21 protein-coding genes are annotated in these 24,256 nt (G+C 66.0%); 13 read left to right on the top strand and 8 right to left on the bottom strand.

What is annotated here, in order from left to right:
* The first annotated feature begins 1 nt into the window (after position 1).
* From V6M89_RS27245 to V6M89_RS27210, 8 genes are all read left to right on the top strand, one after another.
* Positions 2–247, top strand: a complete 246-nt coding sequence (locus V6M89_RS27245; protein ID WP_332856155.1) for a phosphopantetheine-binding protein — start codon at positions 2–4, stop codon at positions 245–247.
* Complete coding sequence (locus V6M89_RS27240) at positions 244–1,479, top strand: beta-ketoacyl-[acyl-carrier-protein] synthase family protein (RefSeq protein ID WP_332856154.1); 1,236 nt, start codon at positions 244–246, stop codon at positions 1,477–1,479. Before V6M89_RS27245 ends, V6M89_RS27240 begins: the two co-directional genes overlap by 4 nt.
* Positions 1,476–2,174, top strand: coding sequence for a MipA/OmpV family protein (locus tag V6M89_RS27235; RefSeq protein WP_332856153.1), 699 nt, complete (start codon positions 1,476–1,478; stop codon positions 2,172–2,174). The genes V6M89_RS27240 and V6M89_RS27235 overlap by 4 nt, the downstream gene beginning before the upstream one ends.
* A 92-nt stretch (positions 2,175–2,266) precedes the next feature.
* The gene (locus V6M89_RS27230) at positions 2,267–3,166 is read left to right on the top strand and encodes a sulfurtransferase (RefSeq protein ID WP_332856152.1); all 900 of its coding nucleotides are present in this window, start codon (positions 2,267–2,269) and stop codon (positions 3,164–3,166) included.
* Positions 3,167–3,381: 215 nt separating this feature from the next.
* Positions 3,382–4,653, top strand: a complete 1,272-nt coding sequence (locus V6M89_RS27225; RefSeq protein WP_332856151.1) for a dicarboxylate/amino acid:cation symporter — start codon at positions 3,382–3,384, stop codon at positions 4,651–4,653.
* 24 nt (positions 4,654–4,677) lie between these two features.
* A complete protein-coding gene (locus V6M89_RS27220) occupies positions 4,678–5,670 on the top strand; it encodes a porin (protein ID WP_332856150.1) in 993 nt (330 codons plus the stop codon).
* A 38-nt stretch (positions 5,671–5,708) separates the two neighbouring features.
* Positions 5,709–7,586 carry a sensor histidine kinase gene (locus V6M89_RS27215; protein WP_332856149.1) on the top strand — a complete coding sequence of 626 codons (1,878 nt, stop codon included), beginning with the start codon at positions 5,709–5,711 and terminating at the stop codon, positions 7,584–7,586.
* Positions 7,583–8,914 carry a sigma-54-dependent transcriptional regulator gene (locus V6M89_RS27210; protein ID WP_332856148.1) on the top strand — a complete coding sequence of 444 codons (1,332 nt, stop codon included), beginning with the start codon at positions 7,583–7,585 and terminating at the stop codon, positions 8,912–8,914. Before V6M89_RS27215 ends, V6M89_RS27210 begins: the two co-directional genes overlap by 4 nt.
* A gap of 3 nt (positions 8,915–8,917) precedes the next feature.
* Here V6M89_RS27210 and map read toward each other — a convergent pair whose 3' ends face one another.
* Both map and V6M89_RS27200 read right to left on the bottom strand, forming a co-directional pair.
* Entirely contained in the window at positions 8,918–9,685 is a 768-nt protein-coding gene (map, locus tag V6M89_RS27205; protein WP_332856147.1) for a type I methionyl aminopeptidase, read from the bottom strand.
* Positions 9,682–9,894, bottom strand: a complete 213-nt coding sequence (locus tag V6M89_RS27200) for a ParD-like family protein (protein ID WP_332856146.1) — start codon at positions 9,892–9,894, stop codon at positions 9,682–9,684. Before V6M89_RS27200 ends, map begins: the two co-directional genes overlap by 4 nt.
* 152 nt (positions 9,895–10,046) lie before the next feature.
* Here V6M89_RS27200 and V6M89_RS27195 point away from each other — a divergent pair, with 152 nt between their 5' ends.
* Complete coding sequence (locus V6M89_RS27195; RefSeq protein ID WP_332856145.1) at positions 10,047–10,352, top strand: hypothetical protein; 306 nt, start codon at positions 10,047–10,049, stop codon at positions 10,350–10,352.
* Between the two features lie 14 nt (positions 10,353–10,366).
* On the opposite strand, the gene V6M89_RS27190 is transcribed toward V6M89_RS27195, so the two are convergent.
* Together V6M89_RS27190 and V6M89_RS27185 are read right to left on the bottom strand one after the other, a co-directional pair.
* Positions 10,367–10,933 carry a carboxymuconolactone decarboxylase family protein gene (locus V6M89_RS27190; RefSeq protein ID WP_332856144.1) on the bottom strand — a complete coding sequence of 189 codons (567 nt, stop codon included), beginning with the start codon at positions 10,931–10,933 and terminating at the stop codon, positions 10,367–10,369.
* Positions 10,934–11,012: 79 nt separating this feature from the next.
* Positions 11,013–12,539, bottom strand: a complete 1,527-nt coding sequence (locus tag V6M89_RS27185; RefSeq protein ID WP_332856143.1) for an MFS transporter — start codon at positions 12,537–12,539, stop codon at positions 11,013–11,015.
* 114 nt (positions 12,540–12,653) lie between these two features.
* On the opposite strand from V6M89_RS27185, the gene V6M89_RS27180 reads away from it, so the two are divergent.
* On the top strand, positions 12,654–13,553 hold the full coding sequence (locus tag V6M89_RS27180; RefSeq protein ID WP_332856142.1) for a LysR family transcriptional regulator: 900 nt from the start codon (positions 12,654–12,656) through the stop codon (positions 13,551–13,553).
* Here the strand turns inward: V6M89_RS27180 and V6M89_RS27175 are convergent.
* From V6M89_RS27175 to V6M89_RS27165, 3 genes are read right to left on the bottom strand one after another with little or no spacing between them, the layout of a single operon-like run.
* Complete coding sequence (locus tag V6M89_RS27175) at positions 13,538–14,950, bottom strand: MFS transporter (protein WP_332856141.1); 1,413 nt, start codon at positions 14,948–14,950, stop codon at positions 13,538–13,540. The genes V6M89_RS27180 and V6M89_RS27175 overlap by 16 nt on opposite strands.
* The gene (locus V6M89_RS27170; protein ID WP_332856140.1) at positions 14,947–19,398 is read right to left on the bottom strand and encodes a DEAD/DEAH box helicase; all 4,452 of its coding nucleotides are present in this window, start codon (positions 19,396–19,398) and stop codon (positions 14,947–14,949) included. The genes V6M89_RS27175 and V6M89_RS27170 overlap by 4 nt, the downstream gene beginning before the upstream one ends.
* A 50-nt stretch (positions 19,399–19,448) precedes the next feature.
* Positions 19,449–20,345, bottom strand: a complete 897-nt coding sequence (locus tag V6M89_RS27165; protein ID WP_332856139.1) for a LysR family transcriptional regulator — start codon at positions 20,343–20,345, stop codon at positions 19,449–19,451.
* 124 nt (positions 20,346–20,469) lie between these two features.
* Between V6M89_RS27165 and V6M89_RS27160 the strand changes: the two genes are divergently transcribed.
* On the top strand, positions 20,470–21,579 hold the full coding sequence (locus tag V6M89_RS27160) for an alkene reductase (RefSeq protein WP_332856138.1): 1,110 nt from the start codon (positions 20,470–20,472) through the stop codon (positions 21,577–21,579).
* 48 nt (positions 21,580–21,627) lie between these two features.
* Positions 21,628–22,299 (top strand): FecR family protein, encoded by a 672-nt coding sequence (locus V6M89_RS27155; protein WP_332856137.1) that lies wholly within the window; start codon positions 21,628–21,630, stop codon positions 22,297–22,299.
* On the opposite strand, the gene V6M89_RS27150 is transcribed toward V6M89_RS27155, so the two are convergent.
* Positions 22,296–23,300: a zinc-dependent alcohol dehydrogenase family protein gene (locus V6M89_RS27150; protein ID WP_332856136.1), complete on the bottom strand. Its 1,005-nt coding sequence runs from the start codon at positions 23,298–23,300 to the stop codon at positions 22,296–22,298. The genes V6M89_RS27155 and V6M89_RS27150 overlap by 4 nt on opposite strands.
* Before the next feature lie 125 nt (positions 23,301–23,425).
* Between V6M89_RS27150 and V6M89_RS27145 the strand changes: the two genes are divergently transcribed.
* Positions 23,426–24,256 (top strand): LysR family transcriptional regulator (locus V6M89_RS27145; protein ID WP_332856135.1); only part of this gene is annotated, 831 nt, incomplete at its 3' end.

The raw sequence follows: 24,256 nt of genomic DNA, 5'->3' as shown, positions 1-24,256 counted from the left end.
TATGAATTCCTTCCCAACCGTCGCCAAACTGCTCGCCAAAAGCCTCGATGTCGCCGAAGAGTCGATCCAGCCGCAAACCGAACTTGAAGCGCTGGGCGCCGATTCGCTGACCGTGATCGAGCTGATTTTCGATCTGGAAGAGGAGTTCGGCATTGAGGTGGGCGATGAGCGTCCCAAGCTGGTGGTGGTGCAGGACATCGCCGACCAGATCGATACCTATCTGGCCGGCAAGGCCGCCAACGTATGACCGCGCAGCGCGTGGTGATCACCGGCCTGGGGGCGATTTCCTCCCTGGGCGTCGGCGCCGAGCATAATTTCGAGCAAGCGCTGGCCGGCCGCAGCGGCATCGGCCTGTTGCAGCTGGCAGGTGAGCGCCAACGGCCGGGCACGCCCGGCGCGCAGATCCGCGGCCCCTTGCCGGAACTGGTCAAGACCTCGGAATTGCCGGTCTTCGATCGCTTCTCGCTGCTGGGCTGGGCCGCCGCCAGCGAGGCGCTGGCGCAGTCGGGCCTGGACGCCACCGTCGCCCCCGAGCGCAGCGGCGTGTTCTGGGGCAGCGGCATGGGCGGCGCGCTCACCGTTGAATCCGGCTATGTCGACTTGTTCGTCGACGGCAAGACCCGCGTGCGGCCGATGTCGGTCGTGGCCGGCATGACCAATGCGGCAGCGGCGCAGATCGCGCTGCGCTGCGGCTTCAGGGGCAGCGTCAACAACTACAGCAGCGCCTGCGTATCGTCGGCGCAGGCCATCGGCGAGGCTTACCGCCACATCCGCCACGGCTACGCCGACCGCGTGCTGGCCGGCGGTTCGGAGGCCTTGCTGAGCTACGGCGTGGTCAGCGCCTGGGACGCGCTGCGCGTGCTGGCGCCGCTCGATACCGAACACCCGGAGCGTTCGTGCCGGCCGTTCTCGGCCGGACGTGGCGGCCTGGTGCTGGGCGAGGCGGGCGCCGCCGTCATGCTGGAATCGCTGGAGTCGGCGCAGGCGCGCGGCGCCACCATCCTGGCCGAGCTGGTCGCCTACGGCACCAGCAACGACGCCACCCACATCACCAAGCCCGACGCCGACGGCCAGGAACGGGCGATGCGGCAGGCGTTGGAGCAGTCCGGCTTGCCGCCATCGGCGATCGGCTACATCAATGCGCATGGCGCCGGCACACCGGCCGGCGACGTGGCCGAAGCCACCTCGATCAAGCAAGCCTTTGGTGCTGCGGCGCGCAAGCTGCTGGTCAGTTCCACCAAGTCCATGCACGGCCATACGCTGGGCGCGGCCGGCGCGCTGGAATTCGTGTTGACCACGCAGGCCCTGCGCCACGGCGCGGTGCCGCCGACCGCCTTCCTGGACCGGCCCGATCCCGAATGCGATCTCGACTTCGTGCCGCGCGAATGCCGGCGCGGGTTGACGCTGCAAGCGGCGATGTCGAACTCGTTCGCCTTCGGCGGCAGCAATGTCGCGCTGATCGTCAGCGCGTTCCGATGAGCGCTGCCAGCCGGCGCTGGGCCTTGCTGGCGCTGCTGTGCGCCGCCGGCGCGCAGGCGCAGGAGGCGGGGACGCATCTGGTGGGCGATATCGGCGTTGGCGTCAGCGTGGCGCCGGTCGCAGTGCCGGCGCAGTCGCGCAACGGCAGCGCGGTCCCGTATGCCAACTTCGACTACGGCCCGGTGTTTGCGCGCATCGATACCTTCGGCGTCAAGCTGGCGCCGGTCGGCTACGGTAGTGTCGAGCTGCTGACGCGCGTGCTGGAAGATGGCTACCGCAGCAGCGCGCCGCCGCAAACGCAGCAGCGCTCGTCGATACCGCTGGGCCTGGGCACTTTGCAGGTGACGCCGGTCGGCGCTTTCATGGCGAACCTGTATCGCGACCTGGGCAAATCGCACGGCGCCATGCTGGACCTGATGTATGCGGCGGAAATCGAACATGGCCGCTTCGCCTTCTATCCGCAGCTCGGCCTGGAATACCGCTCCGCCAACTACGTCCGCTACTACGACGGCGTGGCGCGCTCGGCCAGCAATTCGTTTGCCGGCCTGCTGGTGGAGGCGCAGTTGAGTGGGCACTGGTACCTGGTCGCCAACCTGCGCCGCACCTGGCTGGACGATTCCATCCGCAGCAATCCCGCCGTTCGCCGCCGTTCGCTCGATTCCGGGTTGGTGGCGGTCAGCTACCGCTTCGATTGAGCCTGGCTGCAACGTCTTGCGCCTGAACGCGGATGCCTGATCGGCGATCACGTAAAATAGCGGCCCCTACATGCTTGCAGCGCCGCTCCGCCATGATTGCCACCGACATCTCCGCCGACTTCCGCCCGGACCTGGTCCGCTGGCGCCAGCTTGTCACGCCCGCGTGGCTGGCGGCGCTGACGGCGGGCGCCCAGGTGGCGGAGGCGCCGGCGGCGGACTGGCGCCTGTTCGATGTCGGCTGCGGCGGCGCCGCGCTGTTCGAGCAGGCCCATATTCCGGGCGCCGCCTACTTCGATACCTGCGACATCGAGCAGCAACCTCTGTGGAACAAGGTCTCCGACCAGGCCCTGCTGGCGCTGCTGCTGGCGCGCGGCGTGCGCCACGACACCACCGTCATCCTCTACGGCCGCAACAACCTGGCCGCCGCGCGGCTGGCGCACCTGCTGCTGTACGCCGGCGTGGCCGACGTGCGCCTGCTCGACGGTGGCTACGCGCGCTGGCTGGCCGGCGGCCATCCGTGCGCGCGCGGGCCCTCGACGGCCTGCGTGGCCGCGCCTGACTTCGGCATCGCCTTGCCCGCGCATCCCGAGTACCTGGCCGGCACCGCCCAGGTACAGGCCCTGCTGGAGCGCGGCGACGGCGTGCTGGCCAGCATCCGCACCAGGGCCGAGTTCATGGGCCAGGTCTCCGGCTACAGCTACATCGCCGCCGGCGACATTCCCGGCGCGCGCTGGGGCAGGGCCGGCGAGGACGGCGACGTCAACAGCATGAGCGCCTACCACCAGGCCGACGGCAGCATGAAGCCGGCGGCCGACATCGTCGCGCCGTGGGCCGAACAGGGCATAGCGCCCGGCACGCCGACCGTCTTCTACTGCGGCACCGGCTGGCGCGCCTCGATGGCCTTCTTCTATGCCTGGCTGATGGGCTGGCCCGGGATCAGCGTCTACGACGGCGGCTGGTTCGAGTGGAGCCAGAGCCCGCCGTCCGCCTGACCGTCGTCCAACTTTCCATACAAACCCCTCTCCGGGCGTTTGGATTTCGGGACGCTTGCGGCACCCCGTCAAATGTTTCCAAAATGAATTATATTTAGAATCAAGGACTTGCTTCCGAATTTTTGTTTGTCAAAGGCTGGCACAGCCATTGCTAAGTAGCCCACACCCGCCGGTGCATGCTGAGCGGTGATGACAACAAAAACTGGAGAAGCCAAGTGAAAAAGAAACGTCCATTAACACTCTACATCCTGATCGCCATGGTACTCGGCGTGCTGGTCGGTTATGCCTGCCACTACACCTTCCCTGACAAGGCGCTCAGCACCGACATCGCCAACCACATCTCGATCGTCACCGACGTGTTCCTCCGTCTGATCAAGATGATCATTTCGCTGCTGGTGTTCTCCACGTTGACGGTCGGTATTGCCCACATGGGCGACGCCAAGGCGGCCGGCCGGGTCGGCATCAAGGCCATGGGCTGGTTCGTGATCGCTTCGCTGGTGTCGCTGACGCTGGGCATGGTGCTGTCGAACTTCATGCAGCTGGGCAGCCACCTGGGCCTGCCGCTGCCGCCGGTCGATGCCGCCACCGGCCTGAAAACCGCAGCCTTCACGCTGAAGGACTTCGTCAGCCACATGGTGCCGAAGTCGCCGATCGAGGCGATGGCCAATAACGAGATCCTGCAAGTGCTGGTGTTCTCGATCTTCTTCGGCAGCGCGCTGAGCGCCATGGGTGAAGCCGGCGCCAAGCTGACCGCCGTGATCGACCAGCTGGCCCAGGTGATGTTGCGCATCACCGGCGCCATCATGAACCTGGCCCCGCTGGCCGTGTTCGCCGCGATGGCTTCGGTCATCACCACCAACGGCCTGGGCATCCTGGCCACCTTCGCCAAGTTCATGGGCGGCTTCTACCTCGGCCTGGTGTGCCTGTGGGCGTTGCTGATCCTGGGCGGCTTCGCCTTCATCGGCAAGCGCGTGTTCCGCCTGATGGTCCTGATCCGCGAACCTTTCCTGTTGGCGTTCTCGACCGCGAGTTCGGAAGCGGCGTATCCGAAACTGCTGGTGGCGCTGGACCAGTTCGGCGTGCAACGCAAGATTTCCAGCTTCGTCATGCCGATGGGCTATTCCTTCAACCTGGACGGCTCGATGATGTACTGCACCTTCGCCGTGCTGTTCATCACCCAGGCTTACGGCATCGATTTGTCGCTGGGCACCCAGATCACCATGCTGCTGTTGCTGATGGTGACTTCCAAAGGCATCGCCGGCGTGCCGCGCGCCTCGCTGGTGGTGATCGCCGCCACGCTGAACCAGTTCCATATTCCGGAAGCGGGCCTGCTGCTGTTGATGGGCATCGACCAGTTCCTGGACATGGGCCGCTCCGCCACCAACGCGGTCGGCAACGCGGTCGCGACCGCCGTGGTCGCCAAGTGGGAAGGTGCTTTGGAAGAAGAAGTGGAACAACCTGTCGTCGCCACGATGCGCGCGGCTTGAAGAATAATTAGAGGAGACTGAAAGATGCAAAAGTATGTCATCGGCGCGCTGGCGCTGGGTTTGGTGTCGGCGGTAGCGCAAGCGCAATCGAGTGTGAGCGTGTACGGCGTGGCCGACGCCGGCCTGGTGCTGGAGCGCGGCGGCGTCGCTGGCAACATGCAAAACATCAGCAGCGGCGTGGGCTCCGGCTCGCGCATCGGCTTCAAGGGCAAGGAAGACCTGGGCGGCGGCATGGCCGCCGGCTTCGTGCTGGAAAACGGCTTTACCATCGACACCGGCGCCGCCGGGCAGGGCGGCCTGCTGTTCGGCCGCCAGGCTTATGTCTGCCTGTCCGGCAAGGCCGGCGCGGTCAGCATGGGACGCCAGTACATGCCGTACTACAAGGCCCTGCGCGATGTGGCCGATCCCTTCGTCACCGGCTTCGCGGGCAATGCGCAGAACCTGTTCTTCCCGAGCACCCGGGTCGACAACTCGGTCGAATACATCACGCCGCGCTACCAAGGCTTCTCGGCCGACGTGATGTACGGCTTCGGTGAGACGGCCGGCGACAGCGCCAAGAACCGCAGCATCGGCGCCTCCGCCAGCTACGACAACGGCCCGCTGAGCCTGGTACTGGCGCATCACCAGCGCGACAACGCCCTGGCCACCGCCCACACCCGCTACACCATGCTGGCCGGACGCTACCGCATCGACGGCGTGACCGGCCACGCGGCCTACTCGCGTAACCAGGACCTGCTCGGCGTCACCAGCCGCGATGCGCTGCTGGGCGTGAGCGTGGCGGTGGGCGCGGGCAAGTTCCTGGCCTCCTACATCGACCATCGCGACGATAGCGCCGCGCACCAGCGCTCGCGCCAGGCGGCGGTCGGCTATCTGCATCCGCTGTCGGTGCGTACCGACCTGTACACTGCGTACGGCCACATCATCAACCGCAACGGCGCCAATTTCCACGTCGGCACCGCGACCGACACCGGCACCGGTACAACCGGATTCAACCTCGGCGTGCGCCATGTGTTTTAATGTGAGCGGATGAAACTACGATAACAACAGGGGAGTTTATGGCAGCAGCAGCACCGCAGACCGACTTGCCGTCACGGCCGGGCCGCCGGCTGCTGCGCCGAGTCGCGCCGTGGGTGCTGGTGCTGCTGTGCTGCCTCGCGGTGGCGGTGCTGGCCTGGCGCTGGACCGAAAACGCCGCCACCGAAAAGCTGCGCCTGGCCGGCGCGCAGCGGCTCGACAGCTACGCCGTCAGCCTGGAGAACCTGCTGTCCAAATATGACTTCCTGCCCGGCACGCTGGAACTGAACAAGGACGTCATCGCCCTGTTGCAGCGGCCTGGCGATGAAGCCGTGCGCGCCGAGGTCAACGCCTACCTGGAACAGGTCAACCGCCTGTCCCGCTCCACCACCATCTACATCGTCAACCTGCAAGGCCTGACCCAGGCGTCCAGCAACTGGCGCGAGCCGGACAGCTTCGTCGGCGACAACGTCGCCTTCCGTCCCTACGTGCGCGACGCGCTGCGGCGCACGCCGGGCGGCTTCTACGGTGTCGGCACCACGCGCGGCGAGCCGGGCTACTTCTTCGCGCACGGCATTTATCACAACGGCCGCATGTTGGGCGTGGCCACCGTCAAGGTCAACATCGAGACGCTGGAAAGCGGCTGGGTACAGGGCGCCGACAAGGTGATGCTGACCGATGCGCACGGGGTCGTCTTCCTCAGCTCGGTGCAGGACTGGAAATACCGCACGCTGGCGCCGCTGGCACCGGAGGTGTTGCAGGAGCTGCAAGTGTCGCGCCAGTATTTCTCGCACGCCTTGCTGCCATTAGGCATGCGCGAACTGCGCAAGCTCGACAACGGCGCCGCCATCGTCGCCACGCCGTCGCCGGCCGGACATGCGCGCATGCTGAGCCAGACCCGTTCGCTGGCGCCGCGCAAATGGCAGTTCGTCTACCTGTCCGACCTGGCGCCGGCCGAGGCCAGCGCCCGCAACGCCTTCATCTTCACGCTGCTGTCGGAGGCACTGCTGCTGATGCTGGTGCTGTACGCCCGCCAGCGCCGCCGGCTGGGACGGCAACGCCAGCGCGCCCGGGTGGACTTGCAGCGCGCCTACGACCACCTGGAAACCATGGTGGCCGAGCGCACCGCCAGCCTGCAACAGATGACGCACAACCTGAGCGAGGAAAACGTCGTGCGCCGCCAGGCCGAGCAGAAACTGCGGCTGGCGCAGAGCGAGCTGGTGCAGGCGGGCAAGATGGCGGTGCTGGGGCAGATGTCGGCCGGCATCACGCACGAACTGAACCAGCCGCTGACGGCGCTGCGCACCATGTCCGACAACGCCCGCGTGCTGATCGAGCGCGGCCGCCTGGACGAAGCCAAGGGCAACCTGACCACCATTTCGGAACTGGTCGGCCGCATGGGCGCGCTGACCGGCCAGCTGCGCCAGTTCGCCCGCAAGGCCGACGCCAGCCTCAAGCCGGTGCCGGTGGCGGCCGCGATCACCGCCGCGCTGTTCCTGGTGGAGCGGCGGGTGGAGCAGGAGCGGGTCAACTTCCGTATGTCGATGCTGAGCCAGGACGTGCATGCGCTGTGCGACAGCAACCGGCTGGAGCAGGTGCTGGTCAACCTGTTCGGCAACGCGCTCGACGCCATGGCCGGCTGTGAAGTGCGCCAGCTGACCGTCAGCGTGACCAGCAGTTTCAACAAGGCGATGATCGCCGTCTCGGACACGGGGCCGGGCATACCGGAATCGGTCCGCAATCATTTATTCGAACCATTTTTCACAACAAAACCGCAAGGGCAGGGCCTCGGCCTTGGACTGGCGATATCCGAGCAGATCATCCGCGAATTTGGCGGCCAGCTACTGGCCGAATCCACGACCGCGGGCGGCGCCCGGTTTATCATTGAGTTGCCCATTGCGCAGCAGGAGACCGCATGAAAGTATTATTGATCGAAGACGACGCCACCGTGCGCGCCGGCAGCGCGCAGGCGCTGGACCTGGCGGGCATCGAGGTGCAAGCCTTTCATACCGCCGAACAGGCGCTGCCCCTGATCACGCCCGGATTCGACGGCGTGGTGGTGAGCGACGTGCGCCTGCCCGGCATGAGCGGGCTGGAATTCATGGCCGCCGTCAAAGCCATCGACGCGCAACTGCCGGTGGTGCTGGTGACGGGCCACGGCGACATCACCATGGCCGTAGGCGCCATGCGCGACGGCGCCTACGACTTCATCGCCAAGCCGTATTCGTCGGAGCAGCTGACCGATGTGGTGCAGCGCGCGATGGAAACCCGGCGGCTGGTGCTGGAAGTGGCCGCGCTGCGCCACCGCATCGAACACGGCGAGGGCATCGAAGCGACGTTGCTGGGCGATTCGGCCGCGATGCGCGACCTGCGCCGCCTGATCCTGGACCTGGCCGACGAGCCGGCCGACGTGCTGATCTACGGCGAAACCGGCACCGGCAAGGAAATGGTGGCGCGCTGCCTGCACCAGTTCAGCCGCCGCCACCAGCGCCATTTCGTCGCGCTCAATTGCGGCGCCATCCCGGAGACCATCTTCGAGAGCGAGGTATTCGGCCACGAGTCGGGCTCCTTCACCGGCGCGGGCAAGCGCCAGATCGGCAAGATCGAGCACGCCGACGGCGGCTCGCTGTTCCTCGACGAGATCGAAAGCCTGCCGATGGCGCTGCAAGTGAAGATGCTGCGCGTGCTGCAGGAGCGCTATGTGGAGCGGCTGGGTTCCAACAGCCCGGTGCCGGTGGACGTGCGGGTGATCGCGGCGGCCAAGGTCGACCTGAAGGAATGGTCGGACCAGCAGAAGTTCCGCAGCGATTTGTACTACCGCCTGAACCTGATCGTGCTGAACCTGCCGCCGCTGCGCGAGCGGCGCGAGGACATCCCGCTGCTGTTCGAGCACTTCCTGCTGGGCGCCGCCGCGCGCTACAAGCGCAGCGCGCCGCCGGTGCCGGGACCGCTGATGCAAGCGTTGATGGCGCACGACTGGCCGGGCAATGTGCGTGAGCTGCGCAATATCGCCGAACGCTTCGTGCTGGGATTGTCGAGCGGCGCAGACGGCCTGCTGTCGGCGCGCAGCATGGCGCCGTTGCCGCTGGCGGAGCAGGTGGGCTGCTTCGAGCGCGCCGTCATCGAACAGGAGTTGCGCAGGGCCAGCGGCAGCGTCACCGAAGTGAGCACCGCGCTGGGCGTGCCGAAGCAAACGCTGTACTACAAGATGCAGAAGTACACGCTGACGCCGGACGATTACAAGTAGGCTTTAGTTCAGCGACCTTTCGCCAGGGCGCAGCGTCAAGACTTGTACCCCGTTGCGTGTCACGGCCACCGTATGCTCGAACTGCGCGGATAATTTGCCGTCTGTCGTGACGACTGTCCAGCCATCGTCTTCGGTGTGCACGGCGCGGCTGCCCTGGTTCAGCATGGGCTCGATGGTGAACACCATGCCTTCCCGTAGTACCAGGCCGGTCTTTGGTTTTCCCCAATGGAGTACTTGCGGAGGTTCGTGCATTTCGCGGCCGATGCCGTGCCCGCAGTATTCCCTGACGACCGAATAGCCGTTGCGTCGGGCGTGCCGTTGGATCGCATGGCCGACGTCACCCAGCCTGGCGCCGGGACGGACAGTGTTGATTCCCATCCACATGGCTTCATACGTCACTTGCACCAGCCGCTTGGCCAAGGGCGGCACATCGCCGACCAGATAGGTTTTGCTGGAATCGGCGATGAAGCCGTTCTTCTCCAGCGTGATATCGAAGTTCACGATATCCCCGCTCTGCAAGATATCGCCCGGAGATGGAACACCGTGGCACACCACGCTGTTGCGGGAGGAGTTCAGCGCATAGGCATAGCCATACTGTCCCTTGCTGGCGGGACGCGCATTGAGTTCATTGACGATGAAGCTATCGACCATGTCGTTGACCTCCATGGTGGACATGCCGATCAGGTTCAACTGGTCCAAACGGCCGAATACGCTGGCCAGCAGCTTGCCCGATTCCGCCATCAACGCGATTTCTTCCGGGCGCTTGGTCATGCCGCCAGACTCCTGCCAACCTGCGTCTCGACCCCCGCAGCCCGGAGCTCGCGCGCAATGATCTCGTTGAAAGTCAGCGTAGGATTCATTTCGCTCAACATGCCCACCTTGATCCAGAAGGCCGCTTGCGCGTTGATGGACCGGCACACGACCGCACTCGCTTTGCGGATTTGGTCGTGCAGGTCTTCGTCGATGTTCACAATGCCCATTTTTAATCCTAATATACGAAACGTATACGAAGTATATATTTACCTGGGTGAGAAGGTCAAGTGGAGTAACCCTGTGTGAATATCCGTGAATTTCCCTCCCCGCAATACTGCTATGCTGAACGCTTCGGCCCCGTCTGCAAAAGGCGTATGCAATGTTCGGAAAATCACTCGCAGCCCAAGCATTTGGCGCTGCCTTGTTGCTTGGCTTTGGATACGCGGGGATGGTCGTTGTCCTGTCTCTGCTGACCACCGTGACAGCCCAAATGCTGGGCTGTCAGGTTGACGAAGGCTCCGTGCATCAATGCATGGTGTTAGGCGCTGACATTGGCAAACTGCTGTATGCGAGCGGGATGACTGTTATGCTGATGCTCGTTGCCATGCCGCTGGTGTTGATTGCTGTCGGCGCTGCGCTGTCGGTCGCCGTTGGCGCCTGGCTATCGGATTTTTTCGGGGCCTAAGCCAGGCATCCAATTTACTCGCGTTCCGGCACCGGCACGTTGAAGCCGTTCAGCGTGACCGACACCAGCGCATACAGGCCGACCAGGTAGATCAGCTCATTGGCGCCGTGCTGGCCGAAGGTGCTGACGGCCAGGCGGTACAAGGGTTCAGGCAGCGTGCCGCCGCGGCTCAGCGCATAGGCCATGTCGTAGGCCACGCTTTCTTCCTTGCTCAGGTCCGCCGGCTTGACGTCCGCCACCAGCGTGGCCAGGCGTTCGGCCGACATGCCTTCGCGCTCGGCGACGGCGATGTGGGCGTAGATTTCATAAGCCGCGTTATAACTGGCGCCGACCACCAGGATGGCGATCTGACGCGCGTTGTCGGGCAGCGTGGCGTTGGCGGTCATTGCCAGCGTCAGGTCCCAGATCGCCTTGCCGATACCCGGCTCGTGCAGCCACGGGTTCCACGGCCCCATCAGGGCGCCGTCCTCGCGCACGGCAATAAAATCGTTGAAGTTGCTGGTGATGCCTTTGCGCATATTGTCGTACAGCGGCTTTTGTTCGGGGCTCAGGTCTTGCGGGGCGATCAGGGGCAGGCGCATGGCGATTCCTTCGATGGTTGAATTGTCGTCCTGCAGCGTAAGCAGGAACCGCCGTGCGCTCTGTACGCCATCGCACCGTCTACAAATAGCCTTTGCACTGCCGGCGGCCAGGTTCGGCCGAGAAGACGAGGTAGCTGCTGGCAGCCAGTAGAAAAACGCTGATCGCGCCATACGTCATCACGTTGCCAAAGCCGGATACCAACGCTGCATTGATGCCGTCACCAGTTGCCGCAGCGTGGGAGAAGAGAGCAGCGTTCGTCACGTCGCCGGCGGCGATCTTCTCCGCAAACAGCCGCAGGCCGTCGCTCTCCGCTACGTTCAAGGTCTTGCGCAGATGAGCGATGATGCCCTCCACCAGTAGGCATCCCATCAAGGCAATGTTGAAGGCGAGCGAAATCATTCTGGCGCTGGTGTCCGCGCCCGACGCCATGCCCACGCGTTCTGCCGATACCGACGCCGTGATGGTATTGGTGACGGTGGTGTTGGTCAGGCCCAGGCCGATGCCTGCCAGCACGCATCCCGGCAAGATCAGCGAGCCCGGTTGCGTGGACAGGCTGCCGATCTTCATCAGCACGAAGCCCAGCCCGATGATCGACAGTCCCAGCGGAATCACGATGCCCGACTGGTAGCGCCGCGACAGGCGCTCCGCCGCCAGCGGAACGAATAGCGTGGGCAGGGTGTAGGCCAACAGGGCCAGTCCGGTATGCACGCTGTCGTAGCCCAGCCCGACGTGGAAATAGATCGGCAGGTAAATGATGAACGGCCAGAAGCTGAAGTTCATTCCCATCGAACCCAGCAGCGCCCCGGAAAAATTGCGGCTCTTAAAAGCCGAGAAGTCGATCATGGGCCGGCGGCTGGTTTTTTCCGCAATGATGAAGCCGACGAAGCTCGCGAACGACAGCGCGATGATGCCGAGCGCGGGCAGGCTGGTGAAGCCGAGCACGGGTCCTTGCGTGACGAACAGCACCAGGCAGAACACCGCCAGCGACAGCGTCGCGATCCCGGCCAGGTCCAACTTGCCGGCCTGCGGATCGCGCGATTCCTGCACGCCCGCGCGGGTCAAGCAATACGTGATGACGGCCAGCACGCCGTGAACCAGGAACACCCATTCCCAACTGGACCATGCCAGGATGGCGCCACCGATGATGGGACCAAAGCCCAGGCCGGCGCCGAACACAATGCCCCACCACGCGAAAGCGTTGCCGCGTTCGCGTCCGTCCCGGAACTGGGTGGACAGGATGGCGATCTGGCAGATCAACATCATCGCCGCGCTCATCCCCTGGAAAAAACGGGCGACGATCAGCACGGCGGCACTGCCGGTCAGTCCGCAGACCAGCGACGTGATGCCGAACGCCACGATGCCGATGGTGAACATGCGTTTGCGGCCATAGCGGTCGGCCAGCGTGCCGACGGCCATCAGGATGGTCGTCATGGCGATGGTGTAGGAAGCCATGACCCACTGGAGCTGCCGGAAGCTGGCGCCCATGACGCGCTCGATGGTGGACAGGATCGGCGGCACGCTGGAAATTTCCAAGCCCAGCATCAAGGCGGACAAACAAACGGCGGCGAAGGCAAGCGTGCCCTGGCGTAAAGGGGTGACAGACATGGGCAACTTTCTAAAAAACTGGAATGAACGGCGACTTCTGGAGGGATAGTAGGGAAGACTCATCTATTCCACAATGCTATGATTGGGTATATCAGAGACAACAAATCAGGATAGATGATGATCAGAGTGGCACTGGACGTGGAGGGGGTGCAGGCGTTCGTCACGATTGCCGACTTTCAGAGTTTCACCAAGGCGGCGGAAGCCCTGGGCACGACGCAAGGCGCCATCAGCGTGAAGTTGAAACGCCTGGAAGAGCGGCTGGGCCACAAGCTGATCGAGCGCACGCCGCGGCTGGTGCGGCTGTCGGCGCAGGGGGCGGTCTTCCTCAATGCAGCACGCGACTTTATCGCCGCGCATGATCGCGCAATGACCTCGCTGTCCTCCGAGCGCCGGCGTTTCCGGCTTGGCATCGCCGCCCATGTGGCTGGGCCGGAGGTACCGACTTTGCTGGCGCGCCTGAATGAACGCGACCCTGCCTTGACCATTGAAGTACGACTGGAAAACTCCCGCAGCCTGCTCGATGCCTTCGACAACGGCGAACTGGATGCGGTGATCGTGCGGCAGGAAGACGACCGTCGCAATGGTGAGGATCTCGGACCGGAGCATTTCGGCTGGTTCGCCGCGCCGGGTTTCAATCAACGGTCCGGGGAGCCGCTGCGACTGGCGGCCTTGGCCCCCGGTTGCGGTGTACGCGATATCGCCACGCGCGCGTTGAATGGCGCAGGAATAGCATGGGTTGAAGTCTTTGTGGGCGGCGGCGCCGCTGTTGTGGCGGCCGTTTCGGCGGGACTGGCGGTCGCCCCGTTTTCCTGCCGACTCGCGCCGGCGGACGTGATCGAGGTCGGTCAGCTGTTTGGATTGCCGGAGTTGCCTTCGTCCCGGATCATGCTGCATTCGACCTTGTCGGATCAACGTTCTCGGGAAGCCTTGCGGACGTTGGCGGCCGCATATCGGGAACATAGGCATGCACCAGCGCGAGGTGCAGCGCTTCTCGATCTTCAGCGGACGGTATAGTAGGCGCAAGCGGCGCTGGCCAGGGCCGTTGCGGCGCACGCCAGCGCCGCGATATGGAAGGACGCCAGCAGCGCCGCGCCGTGCGAACCAAGCACCATGCCCAGCAGCGCGGTGGTGAACAAGCCGCCCGCACGCGCCGCCGCGCTGTTGAAGCCGGAGGCCACGCCGCTGTGGCCCGCGTCCACCGACGACAGCACGGCGGTGGTCAGCGGCGCCACCGCGATCGCCATGCCGATGGCGATGACCAGCATCGCCGGCAGCGTGGTGGTCCAGTAGCTGCCGCCGCCGATGCGCATGGATAGCAGAAAACCGCCCGCGACAACGATGGGCCCAACCGTCAACGGCAGCCGCGCGCCGATCTTGCCGGCGATGCGGCCCATCGTCGACGAGGCCACTGCGATCACCACCGGCAGTGGAAGCAGCGCGGCGCCGGCCATGCTGGCGGAATAGTGGTCGAATTCGATCAGAACAAACGGCACCAGCAACAGCAAGGCCCCCAGCGCGCCGTACAGCAGGAAGGTCATCAGATTGAGGCCGCTGAAACTATGCGAGGAGAACAGCGACAACGGCAGCATCGCATGGTCGCCGGCGTGCTGTTCTATCCGCAGGAAGACGATCAAGGCCAGCACACCGCCGGCGATGGCGAGCAGTGGTTGCCAGCCCACGCCTTCGGCGCTGGAGGCTACCGTCAGACCCCACGTCAGGCCGGCAAGTCCCAGGCTGGCCAGCGCGGCTCCGGGCAGGTCCAGCGCCACCGGCGCAGCACCGTTTTCGTCGCGCAGGTAGCGCAGACCAAGGTACAGCGCGGCCGCAGCCAGCGGCAGGTTGATGAGGAAGATGGCGCGCCAGCCGACGATGTCGATCAGCCAGCCGCCCAGCAAAGGACCGAGCGCACCGGCCGCCGCGCCCACCGCCGCCCAGATGCCGATCGCCCGGCCGCGCGCCTCGCCTTCAAAATGGGTGCCGAGGATGGCCAGGCTGTTGGGCATCAGCAGCGCCGCGCCCACGCCTTGCAGGATGCGTCCCGCCACCAGCAGCGGCAGCGACGGCGCGAAGGCGCACAGCAGCGAAGCCAGCGCGAACACGGCCACGCCGATCAACAGCAGCAGGCGCTTGCCGAAACGGTCGCCGGCCGCGCCGCCCAACAGCAGCAAGGCGCTGAGCGGCAGCAGGTAGCCGTTCACAATCCACGACAGCCCCGAGCCGCCCGTGCCCAGGCTGCGGCCGATGGCGGGCAGCCCGACATTGACCACCGAACCGTCGATGAAGGCCAGGCTGGAGGCGAGGATGGTGGTGGCCAGCACCATGCGCGGATGATCGACGGTCCGGGTTTGCGGGCATGGTTGGGCAGCCAGCGCGATGGCTTTGTCGCAGCCTGTCTGCGCGCTGGTGTTCATGTGTGCACCAGTGCCCCGTGCAGCACTTCCCGTTCTTCGGCGGAAGGCTGGTACAGGTAGTTGAATTTTCCGGCCGCCATGGTAGCTACCGGCAGGCCGTCGCGGAACAGGATGCGGTTGCCGGCCAGCGCGGGGACTTTGTCGCCGGGTAGCAGCGTGCCGCACAGGTTGAGCGGATCGATGCCGGAGACGCATGCCAGGCTGCCGTCGTGCTTGCGGCGGCGTACGTCGCGCAGCAGCGGGATGGCCTCGGGCAGCGCGAACTGTTCGCCGGACAGGCCGGCGATGAAGCGGCCACCGCGTATCTCTCCGCGCGCTTCGAGGCGATGGTAGACCGGCAGCAGCTCGCGCCACGACGGCATCCAGGCGGCTTCGCGTTCCAGCAGCCGCCAGAACATCACGCCGTAGCGGCGCAGCAGCGTCATGGCGATGTGCTCCAGTGTTTCGGGATCGGTGCGTGGTTTGCGGATCGGCGGCGCGGCGCGGGCGACGGCGATGTCGGCGCTGCCGGAGATGGCTTGGGCGATCTCGCTGACCCGCTCGCGGATGGTTACACCGTCGCCGCGCCGCACCAGCGCCCAACGGCCGGCTTCCTCCATGGTCGGCGCGGCGCCTGCGCCCCGGTGGCGGCGCTTGTCGTTGCTGGATTTTTTGTTCGCCGGTAGCAGCATGGCGCGCAGTCCGGCGAAGCTGTCGGCGTTGACCAGTCCCGTCGCCACCAGTTCACCCAGCGTGTTTTCCAGTTCCACCGGCAGCAGGCGCGCATCGTGCACAAGTTCGTCGAAGAACATGGCGCCGTCGCGTCGCAGCGCGTCGAGCACGCGCGCGGCGCGTGGCGATACTTCGATCTCGCCGGCCACCGCCGGCAGCGCGTGCCACAAGCCCAGTTGACGGCGCGGCAGCAGCACCAGCGGCGTATTGCGCACCGGCCCTCCGGCGGCGCTGGACGGCGCGCCGATGCGCGTCCAAACCAGTTTGCCGCTGCGGCACAGGTCATCGAGCCAGGATTTCGAATAGTCCTGCATGCGCAGCGACAGCAGATCGCTTTCCCACGCACCGGCGCCGGCTTCGTAGCCTTCCAGTTGGGCCAGCAGCAGCGGCAGCGATTCCTCGCCTTGCAGCTGGGTGTCCGGCGACAGGTGCTGCCAGTCGAACAGGAAGCGCATGAAGTCCTGGCGCTCCACCGGTTCGATCTCGCGCCGCAGGCTTTTGATGGTGTAGCGGTGAATGCGCGCCAGCAGATGGCGTTCGCACCATTCTTCCGTTTTGGCGCCGGGCGAGAAGCGGCCGCGCATCACATAGCCTTCGCCTTCCAGTTGCATGAGGGCGATGGTGGCGGCGCCGGTTGTCAGGCCAAGCGAGCCGGCGATGGCGGCCACCGGCTGCGGGCCGAAGCCGCTCAGCCGCGCGCGCAGGATTTCGACTAGCGCGGCATCAGAGGTCCAGCCGCCATCGGCATCGCGGTTTGCGTCGGCGGGGACGATCAGCTGCGGCGTGGAGTGCGCCTGCGGATAGGTGGCCTGCAGGCAGGCCAGGCGTTCCAGCGGCACCCAGAAGTCGATGCTGCCTGCCGTCGCGGTCGTGATCGCCGTCGCCGTCGCCGCTGCATCGCCGCGCATGCGCGTCGCCCGTCCGCCAGCGGCCAGCGCATCCAGCCAGACGGGCCAGCCGTCGTTGGAAGACGCCTCCGCATGCGTGATGCAGGCCAGCGACATCAAGGCCTCGTGCATCTCGTCGGCGTTGCGCACACTCGGCCAGGCTTCCTCCGCTACGCTGGCGATGGCGCCGGCATCGAGTGCGCCCAGGTCGTCGGTGGAGGCGGGATCGGTCCAGCGCCGGTTGATGACGGCCTGCGTGCGGCGCTCCTCCAGCGGCGCGTCGTCGAGGAAGGTGTAGGGGCGGGCGTTAAGGATCTCCATCGCCAGCGGCGAGGGGGCCGGCAGGTCGCGCGCGATCAGCGTCACGTCGCCTGCTTCCATGCGGCGCAGCAGGGCCAGCCAACCCTCGCAGTCCATGGCTTCGTGCAGGCAGTCGTCCAGCGTCTGGTCGACCAGTGGATGGCTCGGCAGCTCGCGCTCGCCGACGATATTTTCCAGGCACGCCGCCTGGTCGGGGAAGACGGAGGCCAGCAAGTCGTCGCTTTTCATGCGCTGCAATTGCGGTGCTACTTTGCGGCCGCCGGCGTAGCGCGGCAAGGCCAGCGCTGTGGTGGCGTTCCAGCGCCACCGCACGTTGAACAGCGGCGCGTCGAGCAGCGCCTGGATCAGTATGTGCTCGGCGGTGGTCGAACGCAGGTAGCGCCACACCTCGTCCAGCGGGAAGCTGTGCGCGGTCGACAGCGACAGCACGATGGCGTCCTCGGTGGCCGCCGCCTGTAATTCGAAATTGAAGCTGCGGCAGAAGCGCTTGCGCAGCGCCAGTCCCCAGGCGCGGTTGATGCGGCTGCCGAAAGGCGAGTGCAGCACCAGCTGCATGCCGCCCGATTCGTCGAAGAAGCGCTCCATCACCAGCGTGTCGCGGGTGGGCAGGGCGCCCAGTGCCGCGCGAGAACGGGCCAGGTATTCGACGATCTGGCGCGCGGCGTCATCGGCCAGGCCGAGATGCTCGAACAGCCAATCGACGGCGCGTTCGATGGCGGCCGCGCCGTCCGGGGCCGCATCCGGGATGCCGGCCAGTTGCCGCTCGATCTCTCCGCGCAGGCGCGCCACGCCCATCGACAGTTCGTCGCTGCGGCCCGGCGCCTCGCCCAGCCAGAACGGGATATTGGGCGCCGCGCCATGCGCATCCTCCACCCGCACCTTGCCCGCCTCGATGCGCTGGATGCGGTACGACGTATTCCCGAGCTGGAAAACATCGCCGGCCAGGCTCTCGACGGCGAAGTCTTCATGCACCGTGCCGACCATCTGGCCCTGCGGTTCCAGCACCACCGTGTAGTCGGCGTTGTCCGGTATGGTGCCGCCGGAGGTGACGGCGGTCAGCTTGCCGCCACGCCGGCCGCGCAGCGCACCAGCCACCGTGTCGCGGTGCAGATAGGCGCCGCGCACGCCGTTGCGGCCCGCGTAACCTTCGGACAGCATGCGGATCACGGCGTCGTAGCTGCCGCGCTCCAGTTGAGCGTAGGGTGAGGCGCGGCGCACCATGTCGAACAGTTCGACCTCGCTCCATTCGCGGCAAGCCACTTCGGCGACGATCTGCTGCGCCAGTACGTCCAGCGGCGCGGATGGAATATGCAGCAGGTCCAGCTCATCGCGGCGCACACAGTCCAGCAGCGCCGCGCATTCGATCAGGTCATCGCGCGAGGTGGGGAACAGGCGGCCCTTTGGCAGGCCGCCCACCTGATGGCCCGAGCGGCCGACGCGTTGCAACAGCGAGGCGATATTCCTGGGTGAGCCGATCTGGCACACCAGATCGACGTCGCCGATATCGATGCCCAGTTCCAGCGAGGCAGTGGCGATCAGCACGCGCAGCTCGCCGCGCTTGAGGCGCTGTTCGGCGTCGAGCCGGTATTCCTTGGCCAGGCTGCCGTGGTGCGCCGCCACCAGTTCCACGCCGAGCCGCTCGCCCAGGTGGCGCGCCATGCGCTCGGCCATGCGCCGCGTGTTGACGAACACCAGCGTGGTCTTATGCAGCACCGACAGTTCGGCCAGGCGGTCGTAGACGCGCTCCCATACCTCGTTGGCCATGACCGCCTCCAGCGGCACCGGCGGCAGCTCCAGGCCCAGGTCGCGTGCGCGCACATGGCCGACATCGACCACCGCACAATCACCGCCGGCGCCGACCAGGAACTGCGCCACCAGCGACAGCGGCTTCTGCGTGGCCGACAAGCCCACCCGCACCGGCGGCTGAGCGCACAAGGCGTCGAGCCGTTCCAGGCTCAGGGCCAGGTGGCTGCCACGCTTGCTGCCGGCCACCGCGTGGATCTCATCGACGATCACCGTGCGCACGGTCGATAGCATGGCGCGGCCGCTGTCGGAGCCCAGCAACACGTACAGCGATTCCGGTGTCGACACCAGGATGTGCGGCGCGCGGCGGCGCATGGCGTTGCGTTCGGCCTGGGTGGTGTCGCCGGTGCGCACGGCGCTGCGGATGCCGTGGTCGGCCAGCCCCATCGCGGCCAGCTCGCGGCTGATGCCGTCCAGCGGCGCCAGCAAATTGAGGCGGATATCGTTGGACAGCGCCTTCAGCGGCGACACGTACAGCACCCGCAATTCGTCGGGCAGGGGAGCCCCGGCGCTTTCGGCCACCAGCGCGTCGATGGCGGCCAGGAAGGCGGTCAGCGTCTTGCCTGAGCCGGTGGGGGCGGCGATCAGCGTCGGCCTGCCGCCCTGGATCAGCGGCCAGGCCCTTCGCTGCGCCTCCGTCGCCGAGGCGAAGGCCGAGCGAAACCATGCCGCCACGGCGGGGTGGAAGTCTTGCCACAGGTCGGCGGCGGCGGGCGGTTTGCGCATCCCGCTATAGTTGGGGATGTCGCGTTGGAAGTCAATCGCCGGCGGCGAGTTCAATACGTACTTGAGATGCGCATGTTCTGCACTACGTAATCGATGAATACCCGCAGCTTGGGCGAGGCGTAACGGCTGGCTGGCCACAGCATCGAAAACGTCACCGTCTGTTCCATGTAATCGACCAGGATGATGTCCAGGCGGCCGTCCTTCAGCTCATCCTCGATGATGAAGGTGGGCAGGAAGGCGATGCCCTCGCCTTGCAGCAGCGCATAGGTGATCGCTTCGACGGTGCTGCAGGTCATGCGCTCCTTCAACTGCGGCTCCGACTCGTCCGCCGCCAGCTTGAACGGCCAGCGTTCGATGCGGCCGGTGGCGGGGAACTTGTGCAGCAGGCAGTGGTGCGCCGCCAGCTCGCGCGGATGCGACGGCGTGCCGTGCCTGGCCAGGTAGCCGGGCGATGCCACCACCACCTGCGGGCAAGCGCCGATGCGGCGCGAGGCCAGGCGCGAATCGTGATGGGTGCCGGTGCGGATCACGGCGTCGTAGCCTTCTTCGATGATGTCGACCATGCGCTCGGACAGGTCGATTTCCAGCGCGATGTCCGGATAGCGGCGCATGAAGCCGGTCAGCGTCGGCATCACCAGGCCGGTGAGCTGCGGGGTGCTGACGCGCAGGCGGCCGCTGGGCGTGCCGGACATCTCCGACAGTTCCGCTTCCGCCGCCTCTACTTCGCTGAGGATGCGCCGGCAGCGTTCCAGGAACAGCGCGCCTTCTGCGGTCAGTGTGATGCTGCGGGTGCTGCGGTGGAATAGCCGCACCGCCAGCCGCTCCTCCATGCGGGCGATGCCCTTGCCGACGGCCGACGAGGACACGCCCAGCTGCGCGCCGGCCTTGGTGAAGCTGCGCGTCTCGGCGACGGTGACGAACATCGAAATGCCGCTCAGGCTATCCATAGGGTGACTCTCGTTGAAAAGGCTATTACGGAAGTATTTGTCCGATATCTTGGGAATTGCAAGCTATTTTTCTTTTGATCGTCATCCCTTACATTGGCTGTATCCCTAACCAAGTGAGCAAATCATGAAAAACCTGATGTCCCCTGTAGCAGTCGGTCCTTACACCTTCAACCACCGCGTGGTGCTGGCGCCGCTGACCCGCATGCGCGCCGAAGCCGGCGCCGAGCCTGGTCCGCTGATGGCCGAATACTATGCCCAGCGCGCCTCGCAGGGCGGCCTGCTGATCGGCGAAGCCACGATCGCCGCTGAAAACGGCAACGGCTACCTCGGCGCGCCCGGCCTGTACGACGACAGCCAGATCGCCGGTTGGAAGCTGATCACGGACGCCGTGCACGCCAATGGCGGCAAGATCTTCCTGCAGCTGTATCACGCTGGCCGCCAGTCGAACAAAGATGTGCAGCCTGCCGGCAGCATCCCGGTCGGCCCATCCGAAGTGCCGCACGGCGGCGTGGCCTACACCACCGAAGGCTGGGTGCCGAACACGCCCAACCGCGCCTTGACGATCGCCGAAATCGAAGGTCTGGTCGAGAGCTTCCGCCTGGCCGCCATCCGTGGCAAGGAGGCCGGCTTCGACGGCGTTGAGCTGCATGCGGCCAACGGCTACTTGTTCGACCAGTTCCTGCAAGACGGCAGCAACCAGCGCACCGACATCTACGGCGGCTCGTTTGAAAACCGTGCCCGTTTCCTGATTGACGCCACCAGGGCCGTGATCTCGGTCTGGGGCAGCGACAAGGTGGCGGTGCGCATCGGCCCAAGCGGCAGCTGGGGCGATATGTCGGACACGGATCCAGAAGGCTTGTTCACCTATGTGGCGGAACAGCTGTCGGCGTTGAAGCTGGCCTACCTGCACCTGATCGAGCCCCGCATCGCCGGCAATATCGAGGACGAGACCCGCAGCCAGGCGCCGCTGGCCGCGCGACTGATCCGCAAGCACTACGCCGGCGTTATCATCGCCGCCGGTGGCTTCGACCAGCAATCGGCAGACGCCATCCTCGCAGCGGGCGACGCCGACCTGGTAGCCTTCGGCCGCCACTTCATCGCCAACCCGGACCTGCCGGAGCGCTTCCGCAACGGCTGGCCGTTGAACGACTACGACCGCGAGAGCTTCTTCGGCGGCTCGGCGGCAGGCTACACCGACTATCCGTTCTATCAGGAGCAGGCGCTGGCGGCCTGAGTTCCGGGCATGGTATAAAGACCTGTTCAAATTTCGGATGGGTGATTCATGTCGATCAGGGATGCATTGGCGGCGCTGCTGTTGTGGAGTTGCGCGGCGCTGGCGGTTGCTGCGCAGGTGGCGGGCGTGGTGGTGCAGGCCAGCGGCCCGATGACGGCGCGTTCGCCATCCGGTGCGGTCAAGCCGCTCAAGGCGCAATCGGAAGTGGAGAGCGGCGACACGCTGGCCACCGCCGCCGGCTCTTGGGCGATGGTGCGCTTCATCGACAACAGCGAATTGACACTGAAGCCCGGCACCACCGTCGTCGTCGACCAGTTCACCTTCGACGGCGACAAACCGGAAGGCGACCGCGCGGCCTTCACTTTGGTCAAAGGCGGGCTGCGTTCGCTGACCGGCATCCTCGGCAAGCGTAACAAGGACAAGTTCGCGATGAAGACGCCCAGCGCCACCATCGGCATACGCGGCACCACCTTCTTCCTCGAATACCTGACCGGCAAGGGCGATGCGGAGCCTTCGCCCGGGCTGGAGCCGGGCCTGCATGTCCATGTCAGCGCCGGCGGCATCTCCATCGTCAACGAAGCAGGGCAGTTCCAGTATGACCCCGGCCAGTTCGGCTTCATCAAGAACACCAGCACCCGGCCGGTGAAGATGTTCGCCAATCCGGGCATGCAATTCGCGCCGCCGGCCTCGTTCGGCGAGGCCGACACGCTCAAGCCTTAAATGTCGGCGACCTGCACCACCACCTTGCCGCGCGCCGTGCCTTCGGCCAGCGCGGTGTGGGCAGCGGTGACGCTGGCCGCATCCAGCGTGTAGACGCCGGCGTCCAAGGCCACTTTCAACTTGCCGGCGGCGACCAGCGCACCGGCTTCCTTCATGATCGCACCGTGACTGGCGCGACCTTTGCCGGTCAACAGCGGCAGCAGCGTGAACACGCCGGAATAGGTCGCGGCACGGAACGACAGCGGCGCCAGAGCATGCGTGCCCCAGCCCAGGCAGCTCACCACGTGGCCGCCGTACTGGCGCGCGGCGCGGAACGAGGCGTCCAGCGTGGCGCCACCCACCGTGTCGTAGACCACGTCAAAACCTTCGCCGTCGGTGTGCTGCTGGACGTATTGTTCGACGCTGGTGTTTCGATAGTCGATGAAGGTCGCGCCCATTTTTTCGATGGCCTCGCGTTGGTCTGCGCTGCCGGTGGCGTAGACCAGCGCGCCACGCGCCGCCGCCAGTTGCACCGCCATGTGGCCGACGCCGCCGGCGCCGCCGTGTACCAGCACCTTCATTCCTTCGCCGACGCGGGCGCGGTCGACCAGGCCTTCCCATGCCGTGATGAAGATCAGCGGCAGGGCGGCCGCTTCGCGCATCGTCAACTGCGGCGGCATATGCGCCAGCAGGCGGGCATCCACCGCCGCGTACTGCGCCAGCGAGCCTTGCACCTTGCCTATGCCGCCCGTCATGCCGAAGACGCGGTCGCCGGCGGCAAAGCCCTGCACGTCGTCGCCGACGCTGTCGACGATGCCGGCGATGTCGATGCCTAGTACGGCGGGCAGCTGGATCTGGGCGTGGTCGGCCTTGCCGGCGGCGATCTTGGCGTCGAGCGGATTGACGCCGCTGGCGATCACGCGCACCAGCACCTGGCCGGCGGCGGCGACAGGGCGGGCGATCCGCTGGTCCGACAGCGATGCGCCTGAGGTGTTCAGTACGACGGCTTGCATGGTGTTCATGGTGCTGCTCCTTGGTGATGGGTTGATGGAGCTATTCTGCGGCCGGGCGGCGGCGGGAAAAAGTGGGCCGCGCCGCATTCAGTATCCCGGAATCGTGGATAATCAGGCCAGAACAAGGAGAGAACGTGGACCGTCTGGATGCCCTCAAGGTTTTTTGCGCCGTCGTCGATGCCGGGGGCTTCAGCCGGGCGGCCGCCAAGCTGGGGATTTCAACATCGTCCGTGACCCACCAGATCGGCGTGCTGGAGACGCATTTCGGCGTCAAGCTGCTGAACCGCACCACGCGCAGCATGTCGTTGACCGACGAGGGCCGCCGCTGCGTCGAACAGGCGCGCCGGCTGCTGGAGGAAATGGAGGAGCTGGAAAGCAGTATGAGCGACGCCCACCAAGCGCCGCGCGGCATGCTGCGAGTCGACATGCCGGACATCCTGGCGCGCCAGTTCGTGGCGCCGGCGCTGCCGGGCTTCCTGGCTGCGTATCCCGAGCTGAGTGTGCGCCTGAGCGCCAACGACCGCCTGATCGACATGGTGGACGAGGGCGTGGACGTGATGCTGCGCATCGGCGAGCTGCCCGATTCCGGCCTGGTGGCGCGCAGCGTTTTCAAGAACCGCTACATCTGCTGCGCTTCGCCGGAGTTCATCGCGCGCCACGGCCGGCCGCAGCATCCCGATGACCTGAACGATATCCCTTGCCTGAATTTCGTCTATCCCAAGGCCCGCCAACTGCGGCCGTGGGTCTTCCAGCAGGATGGCCAGCCGTTCACCACCACGCCGCGCGGCGCGGTGGCGATGGACCATGTGGAATCGCTGATCGAGATGGCGGTGAGCGGCGGGGGCGTGGTGCAGCACCTGTCGGTGTCGCTGATACAGCCGCTGCGCAGCGGGGGGGGGGGGGGGGGGGGGGGGGGGGGGGGGGGGGGGGGGGGGGGGGGGGGGGGGGGGGGGGGGGGGGGGGGG

This window comes from Duganella sp. S19_KUP01_CR8, from assembly GCF_036688705.1.
Classification (GTDB): Bacteria; Pseudomonadota; Gammaproteobacteria; order Burkholderiales; family Burkholderiaceae_D; genus Rugamonas.
Note: the sequence above shows the minus strand (reverse complement) of the source record. Positions and strands in the feature narration are given on the sequence as shown.

Coding starts and splice junctions, on each gene's coding strand:
- V6M89_RS27245 (WP_332856155.1), top strand. CDS start 2: ATGAATTCCTTCCCAACCGTCGCCAAACTGCTCGCCAAAAGCCTCGAT.
- V6M89_RS27240 (WP_332856154.1), top strand. CDS start 244: ATGACCGCGCAGCGCGTGGTGATCACCGGCCTGGGGGCGATTTCCTCC.
- V6M89_RS27235 (WP_332856153.1), top strand. CDS start 1,476: ATGAGCGCTGCCAGCCGGCGCTGGGCCTTGCTGGCGCTGCTGTGCGCC.
- V6M89_RS27230 (WP_332856152.1), top strand. CDS start 2,267: ATGATTGCCACCGACATCTCCGCCGACTTCCGCCCGGACCTGGTCCGC.
- V6M89_RS27220 (WP_332856150.1), top strand. CDS start 4,678: ATGCAAAAGTATGTCATCGGCGCGCTGGCGCTGGGTTTGGTGTCGGCG.
- V6M89_RS27215 (WP_332856149.1), top strand. CDS start 5,709: ATGGCAGCAGCAGCACCGCAGACCGACTTGCCGTCACGGCCGGGCCGC.
- V6M89_RS27210 (WP_332856148.1), top strand. CDS start 7,583: ATGAAAGTATTATTGATCGAAGACGACGCCACCGTGCGCGCCGGCAGC.
- map (WP_332856147.1), bottom strand. CDS start 9,685: ATGACCAAGCGCCCGGAAGAAATCGCGTTGATGGCGGAATCGGGCAAG.
- V6M89_RS27200 (WP_332856146.1), bottom strand. CDS start 9,894: ATGGGCATTGTGAACATCGACGAAGACCTGCACGACCAAATCCGCAAA.
- V6M89_RS27195 (WP_332856145.1), top strand. CDS start 10,047: ATGTTCGGAAAATCACTCGCAGCCCAAGCATTTGGCGCTGCCTTGTTG.
- V6M89_RS27190 (WP_332856144.1), bottom strand. CDS start 10,933: ATGCGCCTGCCCCTGATCGCCCCGCAAGACCTGAGCCCCGAACAAAAG.
- V6M89_RS27185 (WP_332856143.1), bottom strand. CDS start 12,539: ATGTCTGTCACCCCTTTACGCCAGGGCACGCTTGCCTTCGCCGCCGTT.
- V6M89_RS27180 (WP_332856142.1), top strand. CDS start 12,654: ATGATGATCAGAGTGGCACTGGACGTGGAGGGGGTGCAGGCGTTCGTC.
- V6M89_RS27175 (WP_332856141.1), bottom strand. CDS start 14,950: ATGAACACCAGCGCGCAGACAGGCTGCGACAAAGCCATCGCGCTGGCT.
- V6M89_RS27170 (WP_332856140.1), bottom strand. CDS start 19,398: ATGCGCAAACCGCCCGCCGCCGCCGACCTGTGGCAAGACTTCCACCCC.
- V6M89_RS27165 (WP_332856139.1), bottom strand. CDS start 20,345: ATGGATAGCCTGAGCGGCATTTCGATGTTCGTCACCGTCGCCGAGACG.
- V6M89_RS27160 (WP_332856138.1), top strand. CDS start 20,470: ATGAAAAACCTGATGTCCCCTGTAGCAGTCGGTCCTTACACCTTCAAC.
- V6M89_RS27155 (WP_332856137.1), top strand. CDS start 21,628: ATGTCGATCAGGGATGCATTGGCGGCGCTGCTGTTGTGGAGTTGCGCG.
- V6M89_RS27150 (WP_332856136.1), bottom strand. CDS start 23,300: ATGAACACCATGCAAGCCGTCGTACTGAACACCTCAGGCGCATCGCTG.